At 55.8% G+C, this 712-nt stretch carries 2 protein-coding genes; both read right to left on the bottom strand.

The window, feature by feature from the left end:
* The coding region (locus EN780_RS36225; RefSeq protein ID WP_133372951.1) for a DNA cytosine methyltransferase at positions 1-363 on the bottom strand (363 nt) is incomplete at its 3' end.
* 68 nt (positions 364-431) lie between these two features.
* The coding region (locus tag EN780_RS39975) for a hypothetical protein (RefSeq protein WP_210215108.1) at positions 432-712 on the bottom strand (281 nt) is incomplete at its 5' end.

Genomic DNA, 712 nt, shown 5'->3' with positions numbered 1-712 from the left:
CTCCATGACGAAGAACTTCACCGGCTTGCGCTGATTGAGCGACTTTAGAAGTCGGGCATATGCCAACGGCAGAGAATGGCGCGGATCGGCCTCGAGATAGACGGTATTGGCGCGGCTGAAGCTTTGGCACGGGGGCCCGCCAATGATGCCCTCCGGCTCGAAGGTGATTTGGTGCAGCCGATCGAGATCATTGAGACTCAGCTTCGAGACATCCCCTACGTGGCCCCGTTCAGCGCCCTCGCGGTTGTGATTGTAGGAGGCGATGCTGTCGGTACGGAGGTCGAAAGCCAATCCGATTTCGTAGCCTGCGGCCTCGAATCCTAGGTCGAGTCCACCTGCCCCGCAGAAGAGGCTGAGTAGCATACAATGCCTCCTCGGAATTGGCAGTGATCGTCAACAGGACCCCCGCGCGCAAGCACGCGCCGACATTGTCAGTCATCGCTCATTGCAACCAGAAAGTCGAGGACAAAAGCGCTAACAGTGCTGGCATACGCACAACTGGATTCAGGCTGAGAGGCTAACAATCGCTTCCGATTGAACCGCGGATGCGTAACCGTCAATTCGCAATTTTCATTTGAAAATGCATGCAGTATGGGAGCAATGATTGAGCCATGGGAAATGACCGACTTGGGATGAGAGCTGCGACAGGCTCTGCCTTCAACCGAGATTCCGGTTATCCGGAAAGCAGGAAACAGCGGTTGACTTCGAAGAC

The organism is Mesorhizobium sp. M4B.F.Ca.ET.089.01.1.1, from assembly GCF_004022605.1.
In the GTDB taxonomy this organism is placed as follows: Bacteria; Pseudomonadota; Alphaproteobacteria; order Rhizobiales; family Rhizobiaceae; genus Mesorhizobium; species Mesorhizobium abyssinicae.
Note: the sequence above shows the minus strand (reverse complement) of the source record. Positions and strands in the feature narration are given on the sequence as shown.